This is a genomic window from Geomonas sp. (genome assembly GCF_035254065.1).
In the GTDB taxonomy this organism is placed as follows: domain Bacteria; phylum Desulfobacterota; class Desulfuromonadia; order Geobacterales; family Geobacteraceae; genus Geomonas.
The window spans coordinates 1-11,019 of record NZ_DATFBA010000215.1; the positions used below are offsets into that span (position 1 = coordinate 1).

8 protein-coding genes are annotated in these 11,019 nt (G+C 61.1%); 7 read left to right on the forward strand and 1 reads right to left on the reverse strand.

Features of this window, described 5'->3' with window-relative positions:
- The 5 genes from VJ604_RS10200 to nrfD form a co-directional block, all read left to right on the forward strand.
- Positions 1 to 414: phenylacetate--CoA ligase family protein (locus VJ604_RS10200; RefSeq protein WP_414652412.1), on the forward strand; the 414-nt coding region annotated here is incomplete at its 5' end.
- Between the two features lie 111 nt (positions 415 to 525).
- Positions 526 to 858, forward strand: coding sequence for a c-type cytochrome (locus VJ604_RS10205; RefSeq protein ID WP_324082184.1), 333 nt, complete (start codon positions 526 to 528; stop codon positions 856 to 858).
- 313 nt (positions 859 to 1,171) lie between these two features.
- Complete coding sequence (gene fdh, locus VJ604_RS10210; protein WP_324082185.1) at positions 1,172 to 4,438, forward strand: formate dehydrogenase; 3,267 nt, start codon at positions 1,172 to 1,174, stop codon at positions 4,436 to 4,438.
- Positions 4,435 to 5,232 (forward strand): 4Fe-4S dicluster domain-containing protein, encoded by a 798-nt coding sequence (locus VJ604_RS10215; protein ID WP_324082188.1) that lies wholly within the window; start codon positions 4,435 to 4,437, stop codon positions 5,230 to 5,232. Before fdh ends, VJ604_RS10215 begins: the two co-directional genes overlap by 4 nt.
- Before the next feature lie 203 nt (positions 5,233 to 5,435).
- A complete protein-coding gene (nrfD, locus tag VJ604_RS10220) occupies positions 5,436 to 6,455 on the forward strand; it encodes an NrfD/PsrC family molybdoenzyme membrane anchor subunit (RefSeq protein WP_324082190.1) in 1,020 nt (339 codons plus the stop codon).
- Positions 6,456 to 6,485: 30 nt separating this feature from the next.
- Here the strand turns inward: nrfD and VJ604_RS10225 are convergent, their stop codons facing one another.
- Positions 6,486 to 7,730, reverse strand: a complete 1,245-nt coding sequence (locus tag VJ604_RS10225) for an MFS transporter (RefSeq protein WP_324082191.1) — start codon at positions 7,728 to 7,730, stop codon at positions 6,486 to 6,488.
- A 397-nt stretch (positions 7,731 to 8,127) separates the two neighbouring features.
- Here VJ604_RS10225 and rd point away from each other — a divergent pair, with 397 nt between their 5' ends.
- Both rd and acnA read left to right on the forward strand, forming a co-directional pair.
- Entirely contained in the window at positions 8,128 to 8,289 is a 162-nt protein-coding gene (gene rd / locus VJ604_RS10230) for a rubredoxin (RefSeq protein ID WP_324082192.1), read from the forward strand.
- Positions 8,290 to 8,455: 166 nt separating this feature from the next.
- Positions 8,456 to 11,019: aconitate hydratase AcnA (gene acnA / locus VJ604_RS10235; protein WP_324082194.1), on the forward strand; the 2,564-nt coding region annotated here is incomplete at its 3' end.

Sequence of the window (11,019 nt, forward strand, 5' to 3'; positions counted from 1 at the left end):
CGCTACCGGACCCGCGACATCACCTCGCTCGACTACGACAAGTGTGACTGCGGCAGGACCACCGTTCGTATGAAGAAGACCATGGGGCGTTCGGACGACATGCTGATCATCAAGGGGGTCAACGTCTACCCCTCCCAGATCGAGGACGTGCTGTTCGCCGTGGAAGGGTGCCAGCCGCACTACCAGCTGGTGGTGGACAGGAAAGGTGCGCTGGATACCCTGGAGATCAGGATCGAGGTCACCGAGAATATCTTCTTCGACGAGATGAAGATGCAGAAGGCGTTTTTGGACAGTGTGGAGCGCAAAATCGACTCGGTACTGGGTGTAGGCGCCGTCGTGAAACTGGTCGAACCGAACAGCATACCGAGGGCAGAAGGCAAAGCGTCGCGCGTTATTGACAAACGAAAAATCTAGACTAGCATTGATTCCGGTTTTCCCCTGTGAACTCTTTCAGGGCTGCACACTTGTAGCTGTATTCTCCTATCTCTCATAGGGTATGACCACCAACCAAAGGAGGAATCAAGAATGAAAAAGTTTTTCTTTGTTGCCGCATCGGTAGTTTCCATGAGCATCTTCGCTTCGGCCGCTTTCTGCGACGTTCCGAAGGGCGGCAAGATTGATGGGAAGAAGGAATTTGAAGAGCACTGCGCCTCCTGCCATCCCAAAGGCGGCAACATCGTCAACCCCAAGAAGACCCTGAGCAAGAAAGACCGCACGGCAAATGGCGTCAAGACCGCCAAGGATATCGTTGCCAAGATGCGCAAGCCGGGCCCCGGCATGACCCCGTTCGATGCCAAGGCGGTACCCGACAACGAGGCAATGGCCATTGCCAACTACATCATCGCCACCTTCAAGTAACGACGCAGCGATCAGCAGTTAAAAGCAAAGGACCTGCACCGGTTAGCCCGGGCAGGTCCTTTTTTTGTCTTCACACTGACCCTGAGACTCCAGTCATAATCTCCTTTTCCCTCCCGCAACGGGTCCCCCCCCTTGATAAAGGGGGGGCAGGGGGGATTGCCTTTCTTTGTTCTTCCCTAACGCCCCTTCCGCTACCATTCCTCTCCTTTCCCGTCGTTTCCTTACGCTCACTGCTCATTGACTTTGACTGTATGGATGTTAAACACAACTAATATTTTTCTCTTTGCATCCTGCCGTGCCTAGGAGGGAAACGATGGCGAAGAAGAGATCGCGCTTCATCTGGCCCGCGCTGCGCCAACTTACCTACGCAGAGCCGATGGGGCTCGGAAAGTCGGCCATGTCGGCACGAAGCGATCAGCTCAAGCCCAGGATCGCCGACGCCGATCGGGTGGTCGACTCCATCTGCCCGTACTGCGGGGTTGGCTGCGGGCAGAAGGTGTACGTAAAAGGCGGCAAGCTTCTGGACATAGAGGGTGATTACAACTCCCCCATTTCGCGCGGTTGTCTCTGCCCTAAGGGGGCGGCCAGCATGCAACTCGCCACCGGCACCCACCGCGTCAGGAGCGTCCTCTACCGCCGGCCCCACGGCACGAAGTGGGAGGAGATCCCGCTCGACAAGGCGCTGGACATGGTTGCGCAACGGGTGAAAAAGACCCGCGAGGAGACCTGGGAGGAGAAGAACAAGCAGGGGCATCCGCTCAGAAGAACCCTCGGCATCGCCCACCTGGGCGGCGCCACTCTGGACAACGAGGAAAACTACCTGATCAAGAAGCTGTTCACCTCGCTGGGCATCGTGCAGGTCGAAAACCAGGCCCGAATATGACACTCCTCCACGGTCCCCGGTCTGGGGATCTCGTTCGGTAGGGGAGGGGCCACCACCTTTCAGCAGGACCTGCAGAACTCCGATTGCATCGTGATAGAAGGGTCCAACATGGCCGAATGCCACCCGGTCGGCTTCCAGTGGGTGATGGAGGCCAAGCGGCGGGGAGCCACCATCATCCACGTCGACCCGCGCTTTACCCGCACCAGCGCCGTCGCTGACATCCACGTTCCCATCCGTGCCGGAAGCGACATCGCCTTCCTGGGCGCCATCGTCAACTACATCATCACAAACGACCGCTGGTTCAAGGAGTACGTGGTCAATTACACCAACGCCTCCGCCATCATCTCCGACGATTTCCAGGACACCGAGGATCTGGACGGCCTGTTCAGCGGCTGGGACACCGATAAGGGGCAGTACGATCCGAAATCCTGGCAGTACAAGGGGGTGGAGGTCTCTCCGGCAGCCGGGCACCGGGAGATGTTCTCAGGCGAGCCACGGGCGGAGCGCGGCGCCGTAATCAGCGCGGAGGAGCACGATTACACGCTGAACGATCCCCACTGTGTCTTCCAGATCGTCAAGCGCCACTATTCCCGCTACACACCGCAGGTCGTCCAGCAGTTGTGCGGCATCTCGCCGGATCTCTTCGAGAAGGTCGCCCGCACCCTGTGCGACAACTCCGGTCCCGATCGTACCGGCGCCTTCTGCTATGCCGTCGGGTGGACCCAGCACACGGTCGGCGTCCAGTACATCCGCACCGCCTCCATCATCCAGATGCTGCTCGGCAATATTGGCCGCCCCGGCGGGGGTATCATGGCTTTGAGGGGACATGCCTCCATCCAGGGCTCTACGGATATCCCCACCCTCTACAACATGCTGCCGGGCTACCTCCCCATGCCCAAGGCGAGCTATGACACCGACCTGGAGAAATACGTCGAGTACAACGAATCTGCCAGCGGCTGGTGGAGCGAGTTCCGCAAGTACATCGTCTCCTTGTTGAAGGCGTGGTACGGCGTGGCGGCCACCGAGGAAAACCAGTGGTGCTACGACTACCTTCCCCACATCTCCGGTGATCATTCGCACTTCGTCACCATGGCCGCCATGGCCGACGGCATGGTGAAGGGGTTCTTCGTGATGGGAGAAAACCCGGTGGTCGGCTCGATGAACGCGCCGCTGCAGCGAAAGGCCCTGGGCCAGTTGGAGTGGCTGGTGGTGAGCGATTTCGCGCCCACCGAGACGGCGGAGTTCTGGCGCTCCGCCCCGGAGGTAGTCTCCGGTGAGATCGCCCCCGCCGATATCGGCACCGAGGTCTTCTTCATCCCCTGCGCCGCCCACACCGAGAAGGACGGCACCTTCACCAACACACAGCGCCTGCTGCAGTGGCATCACAAGGCATTCGATCCGCCGGGTGACTGCCGCTCCGACCTGCACATCATCTACCACCTTGGAAAGAGACTGAAAGAGCTCTACAGCGGCTCCATCGACAAGAAGGATCTCCCCATCCAGGACCTTACCTGGGATTACGGGCCGATGGGCGAAAAGGAAGAGCCGAACGCGGAAACGGTGCTCATGGAGATAAACGGCCACCTGCTTCCGGAAGGTACGCTGCTTCCCGCCTACAAGGAGCTGAAGGCCGACGGCAGCACGGCCTGCGGCTGCTGGATCTACTGCGGCTGCTACAAGGACGGCGTCAACCAAACCGCTCGCCGCAAGCCGGGCAAGGACCAGCATTGGGTGGCGCCGGAATGGGGATGGGCCTGGCCGGATAACCGCCGGCTCCTCTACAACCGCGCTTCGGCCGACCCGCAGGGGAAACCGTGGTCGGAGCGCAAAAGGTACGTCTGGTGGGACGAGCGGGAAAAGAAATGGACCGGCTTCGACAAGCCGGATTTCATCCTGGACCGTCCACCCGACTACCGCCCGGGCAAGGACGCCAAGGGGATCGATACCCTCTCCGGCATCGACCCTTTCATCATGCAGGCGGAAGGGAAGGCGTGGCTGTACGACCCCAGCGGGCTGCTGGACGGGCCGCTCCCGACCCACTACGAGCCCCAGGAATCGGTGCTGAAGAACGTTCTCTACGGCCAGCAGTGCAACCCCGCGCGCATGGAGTGGTATCGCCGGGACAACCCCTACCACAAGGCCTATGAGGATGAGCGCTACCCATTCGTGGCAACCACCTACCGGCTCACCGAGCATCACACGGCCGGCGGCATGTCCCGCTGGTTACCGTGGCTGTGCGAACTGCAGCCCGAGATGTTCGTGGAGGTCTCTGCGGAACTGGCCGAACTGCGGGGGCTGGTGAATGGAGGCTGGGCCACCATAAGCAGCATGCGGGGGGAGATCGAGGCGCGGGTGCTGGTCACCGAGCGGATGCAGCCCCTGCAGGCCCAAGGTGAAGAGATACATACCGTCGGACTTCCTTACCACTGGAGCTGGCTCGGCCGCTCGACCGGCGACGCTGCCAATGAACTTACCGCCTTCATCGCGGAGCCCAACGTAAGCATCGAAGAGTCCAAGGCGTTTTCCGTCCAGATAGTCGCCGGGCGCAAGTCTGCAGGGAGAAAGGCCGCTGTTGCTGGGCCGCTTGCGGAGCCCGATGCGGAAGGGCCTCCGCGCGATCTCCCGGCGGTTGCCCAGAAGCCGGTGGGGAACCACGGTCTGCGGGCCGGCAAGAAGGAACTGACGGAGGAATCATGACCAGCGAGGCCACCGGATTTTTCACCGACACCACCGTCTGCATCGGCTGCAAGGCCTGCGAGGTCGCCTGCAAGCAGTGGAACCAGCTGCCTGCGGACGGCGACTTCTTCAGCGGACGCTCCTATGACAACACCATCCACCTGGAGGCAACCACCTGGCGGCACGTTGCCTTCATGGAAAGATCCGAGCCGCTTTCCGGCCAGACCACGGCGCGGCCGTTCTCCTGGCTCTTCATGTCCGATGTCTGCAAGCACTGCCGCCGTGCCGGGTGCCTGGAGGCCTGCCCGACCGGGGCTTTGGTCCGTACCGAAGTCGGCAGCGTCTACGTGCAACCCGACGTCTGCAACGGCTGCGGTTATTGCGTGGTCTGCTGCCCGTTCGGGGTGATCAACCGGCGACAGGATGACGGCCGAGCGTGGAAATGCACCCTTTGTTACGACCGGCAAAAGGAGTGGATGGAGCCCGCCTGCGCCAAGACATGCCCCACCGATTCCATCAGGTTCGGCAAGGTCGAGGAGTTGAAAGAAATCGCCCGGAAAAGGCTGGAAACCTTGCACAACAAGGGGATGAAGGAGGCCTATCTTTACGGGATGACGGAGGAGGACCAGCCAGGGACCGAGGGGCTGCATGCCTTCTTCCTCCTGCTCGACCGTCCCGAGGTCTACAACCTTCCTCCGGACCCGTCGGTGCCGACCAAAGGGGTTGTGAAGTCGTGGGCCGCCATGGCGCTCGCTCTAGCCGGCATGACCGCGGCCGCCGCCATCGCCGTAAAGCAAGGAGCGAAAGAGGAGTAGACCGCGCACCATTGTCTACCCTTACCCCACAGCTGATAACTTGCCATCCACTTTTCCGGCTACTGCAAGCTCTTCCTCCCCCCACGGGGGAGGGCTGGGGTGAGGGAAGCCGAGCATCTTCGTCGAAAGTTCCCTCACCCCGACCCTCTCCCGCAGGGAGAGGGAGAGTCAGACAGAGAGGAATTGAGTTAAGGAGGCAACCCATGACCATTCCGTGGCAATCCAGTGTGACAACTGGACGAGAGCTGGACCCCTCTCTGGCCCTTCTCGAAGGTGAAGCCGCGCAACAGCGCATCAAGCGGGAACAGCCGGGTACTGGGTCGCCGGTGCAGGTCTGGCAGGAAGTTCCCTCAAAGCTGGAGGGGCGGCCTATCGACTACTACCGGCTGCCGTTACTTAAGGAACCTGTCTGGATCTGGTCCGTCCCCGCCTACTTTTACGTAGGCGGCGTGGCCGGCGGTACCGCGCTGCTGGCGGCCCTGCTCCACGGAAAAAGAAAGGTGAAGAAGCTTGCCTTCCGCTGCCGTGTGCTGGCCTTCCTCGGTTCCACCATCGGGCCGGGGCTACTCACCTGGGATCTGGGACGGATGCTTCGCTTCCTGTACATGCTTCGGGTTTTCCGCCCAACCTCGCCGATGAGCATCGGCTCCTGGTCGCTCGCCGGCACCGGCTTGCTTTCCACCATTTCCCTCTTGCTCGGCGATAAGCCGGTGGCCCGTCCGGCAGCACTGGGGACGGCGGCCGGTGGCTTGATGCTGGCGGGCTACACCGGCGTCCTGCTCGGCAATACCGCCAATCCGCTCTGGCAGGCCAGGCGGAACACCCTGCCGTTCCTGTTCACCGCCTCGGCCATGGCAAGCACCGCCGGCGTGCTGGAAATGCTGCCGCTGAACAAACGGGAGGATGAGGTGGTTCGGACATTCGGCTTGGCCGGTAAAATCGGGGAGATAGCGTGCATGGCCGCGATGGAGCGGCAGACGTCAGCCGAGCCTGAGGCGGGCAGGGGGCTGAAGGAAGGGAAGGGGGGGCTGTTGTGGAAGAGTGCGGAGGTGATGGTGACCGCCGGCATCGTCCTCAGCCTGATCCCTGTGAAATTGACCTGGAAGAGACGGTTGAGTGGCGCCCTGACCACCGTGGGAGCCATTTGTCTTCGCTATGCCTTACTGGAATCGGGCAAGCACGCCGCCCGCGAACCGAGGGTGCTGATCGAATCGCAAAATTGACTGATGGAAAGTTCCCTCGCCCCTCTGCCCTCATCCCTGCCCCTCTCCCCCCAGGGGGCGAGGGGTTATTGTGGCTGCTAGTTCACCCATCTCGCCTGTTTCGACACCTTTCGCCGGAACCCGCATCCACTGCGCGGCAATCAGGGACACCACGCCCAGCGCGCTCCCTGCCACAAACGGAATTCGATAGTCCATCATCCAGAAATAACCACCCAGGGCCGGCAAAAAGACGGCGGCGATATGGTTGATGGTGAAGCCGACCGACATCGAGGAGGCAATATCGGCCGGGTCGGCCACCTTTTGGAAGTAGGTACGGATGGCGACGTCGAAGTTATAGAGGATGTTGTCGATGATATACATGAACATCACCATGTACTTCGAGGAACTGAAAGCGTAGACCAGGAAAACCATGATGACGCCGCTGTATTCGATCGAGGAGATGGTCCGCTCGCCGACCCGGTTGATCGCCTTGCCGATCAGCGAGTTCAGGATGTACCCCACGATGTTGTTGATGATGAACAGCAGGGTCATGTCCCGGACCGAGAAATGAAAGACCTGCACCAGCAGCAGGATGGAAAAGACCACGAAAATCTGCCGCCGCGCTCCGGATAACAGGGTGAGGATGTAGAAAAGGGAGTATCGACGGCGCAGGATCATCTTCTTGCGCTGAGGGACCACCCCGGCATGGGTGGGATCCTGCAACAGCCCCCAAATGCCCGCCGCAAGGACCAGCACGCCGATCACCAGGTACATTTCCCGGTACTGCGCCACCGCGCCAAGACAGTAGACCAACAGCCCGGCCGCCACGCTGGAGATGGCCCCCAGCGCGCGCAACCTCCCGAAGATAAGGGGGGAGACTGAGGTGGAGAAGTACTGCAAGGTGAGGGACTGGTTGGTGCTCTCGTAGTAATGAAACCCAAAGCTCATCACGACGGTGGTGAAGATCAGCCAACCGTAGGAAGGGATGAGCGCGGTGATGCCGGTACCCAAGCCCAGCAGGGCCACCGAGAGCGCGGCCAGCTTGTGTTCACGGACGACGAGCAGCATGAAGACCAGCAAGAGGGTGAGAAGTCCCGGCACCTCGCGCACCGACTGGATGATGCCGACCTGGCTGCCGTTCAGATGCACGACTTCGGCGGCAAAGTTGTTGAAGAGGATGGTATATCCCTGCAGGCCGATGGTGGAGGCGGCGGTGAGTATGACCAGGAAGCGCAGCATGGCCCGCTGTTCGGAGGCGATGGCGGCGGGGTCCAGCTTACCAAGAATTCTTTTCATGCACGTCCTTTTTCAGTAATCAATCTGCTGTCGACAGATGCTAAATACGCTCGGGTGGGCATTCCCCTCTCCCCTGAAGGGGCGAGGGGAGAATCGAAAGGGAAAGCGCTGAGGTTGACGCCTTTTTCTTGTAACACTTTACGTAATGCGATGTAAACCGTTCTCTCCCAGCCCGCCATCCGACCTGCCAGCTGACCTGCACTTTATCTAACCCAACAAAATGACTTCCTTTTCCTTGACATTGCTCTCTCTCAGTATATTTTTAGTACTGTCTTTGTCACAGATGACTCATGTCACCGTTACAACATTCCACCCATCATTCGAATTGGCAATTTCGCTTTCAGTCAGCAAGGCAGCTGAAGGTTGTCTATCACTGTAATCTGAAAAAGGAGGATGTATGCAAAAGTGGCGCTGCACGATTTGTGGTTATATCTATGATCCCGCCGCCGGCGACCCGGGCAATGGAGTGGAGCCTGGAACCGCATTCGAAGATGTACCGGAAGATTGGGTCTGCCCGGTATGCGGAGTCGATAAAAGTCTCTTCGAGCCGGAAGAATAGTTGCCAGGGGGCAGCTGGCGCAACGCCGGCTGCCCCTCATTCGCAGCCTCCTCAGTAGTACCGGATTTGCTATTGTCTGTATCCACGGTTGTTCCTGTCACTGTCGTCTCCCGGCCTTTGAGCATGACCTTACTCGTCCCTACCTTATTCCCATCACGGAGCTGCCATGTCTGTCACGACCTCCAATAGTTATAATTGCGCCGCGTACCTCACCCTGCACGGGAACACCTACCGGTATCATTCACTGAACACCTTTGCAGCCAATGCCGGTGTGGACATATCACGGCTCCCATACTCCCTCAAGATCCTGCTGGAAAACCTGCTCAGGCGGGAGGATGGCGTAACGGTGAAGAAGGAGGACATCGAGGCGGTCGCTAAATGGGATGCGCCTGCCGAGCCGGACAAGGAGATCCAGTTCATGCCGGCCCGGATCCTTCTGCAGGACTTCACCGGGGTGCCGGCGGTGGCCGACCTGGCCGCCATGCGCTCCGCGCTGCAACGGCTGGGCGGTGACCCTTCGCGCATCAATCCCCTGCAACCGGTGGACCTGATCATCGATCACTCGGTGCAGGTGGACCACTACGGCACGGTCTCCTCCCTCAAGACCAATTCCGCCCTGGAGTTCGAGCGTAACCACGAACGCTACCAGTTCCTGCGCTGGGGACAGTCGGCCTTCCGCAATTTCCGCGTGGTCCCACCGGAAACCGGTATCTGCCACCAGGTCAACCTGGAATACCTATCAAAAGTGGTGGTAGAGGAGGAGGCCAACGGGGAGCGCTGGCTCTACCCCGACACCCTGGTCGGCACCGACTCCCACACCACCATGATCAACGGACTCGGCGTGGTCGGCTGGGGGGTAGGGGGGATCGAGGCCGAGGCTGCCATGCTCGGGCAACCCTGCTCCATGCTGATCCCGCAGGTGGTCGGCTTCCGACTGACCGGAAAACTGCAGCCGGGCGCCACCGCCACCGACCTGGTGCTGACCGTGACCCAGATGCTGCGCAGGCAGGGAGTGGTAGGGAAGTTCGTCGAGTTCTTCGGTCCCGGCGCCTCCTCCCTGAACATCGCCGATCGCGCCACCATCAGCAACATGGCGCCTGAATACGGCGCCACCATCGGTGTCTTCCCGGTCGACGGGCAGACCACCGACTATCTGCGCCTCACCGGCAGGGGGGCGGTCGCGGAGCTGGTGGAGATCTACTGCCGGGAGCAGGGGCTGTGGCACGGCGAAGACCGGCCTGAGCCGATTTTCAGCGACCTCTTGTCGCTCGACCTCTCCGAGGTGGAACCTTCCCTGGCGGGCCCTTCCCGGCCGATGGACCGGGTGAAGCTTTCCGAGGTACGGACCTCCTTCCGGAAACAGCTGGTGACCCTCTTGCAAAGTGACGCGGCCAAGGTGGACAAGGAGACCTTGAACCGGTGGCTCGGCGAAGGGGGCTCCCCAGTGAACGTGCCGCGTGAGCTGATGGAGGTGCAACCGGACGAGCAGCTTGGTTCCCTGGGGCACTGCGTGCCGCTACGCCAGCCGGACGGGGTAACCTACAAGCTTTGCCACGGCTCCATCGTGATTGCCGCCATCACGAGCTGCACCAATACCTCCAATCCTTCCGTGATGATCGCTGCCGGCCTCCTGGCGAGAAACGCCGTGCAGCGCGGCTTGCAGGTCCGTCCCTGGGTGAAGACCAGCCTCGCCCCCGGCTCCAAGGTAGTGACCGATTACCTGGTGGCGAGCGGGCTGATGCCGTACCTGGAAGCATTGCGCTTCCACCTGGTAGGCTACGGCTGTACGACCTGCATCGGTAACAGCGGCCCGCTCGCCGAGCACATCGTGAACGCCGTGGTGGACGGGGAACTTGCCGTGGCAGCCGTCCTCTCCGGTAACCGCAATTTCGAGGGACGCATCAACGCCTACGTCCGCGCGAACTACCTCGCCTCGCCACCGTTGGTGGTCGCCTATGCCCTGGCCGGCAACGTCAATATCGACCTCACCCGCGAGCCGTTGGGAACCGACGTGAACGGCGAGCAGGTCTACCTCCAGGACATCTGGCCGGACCACCGTGAAGTGGCCGAGATGGTGAACAGGCATGTGGCCGCCGATTCCTTCAGCCGCAACTACGCCGACGTTTTCCGCGGCGACGAGTACTGGAACCGGCTGCAGGTGCCGACCGGCGAGCTGTACCAGTGGCAGGAGACCTCCACCTACATCAAGGAGCCCCCGTTCTTCCAGCAGCTCTCTGCGGAGCCGGAGCCGGTTGGCGACCTGAAGGGGGCACGGGTGCTTGCCCTCCTGGGCGATTCCATCACCACCGACCACATCTCACCCGCCGGCTCCATCGCCAAGGATTCGCCGGCCGCCAGGCATCTCAATTCCCTGGGTGTCGCCCGTGAGGACTTCAACTCCTACGGCGCCCGCAGGGGCAATCACGAGGTGATGGTGCGGGGTACCTTCGCCAACATCCGGATCAGGAACCAGCTGGTCCCTGCGCTGGAAGGTGGAGTCACCAGGCACTTCGCGGAGGATAACGCCAGCGGCGAAGAGATGTCCATTTACGAGGCGGCCATGAAGTATCAGTTCTCAGGGGTGCCGCTCATCGTGATCGCCGGCAAGGAGTACGGCACCGGCTCCTCGCGCGACTGGGCGGCCAAGGGGACCAAGCTGCTGGGCGTGCGGGCGGTGATCGCCGAGAGCTTCGAGAGGATCCACCGCTCCAACCTGGTGGGGATGGGGAT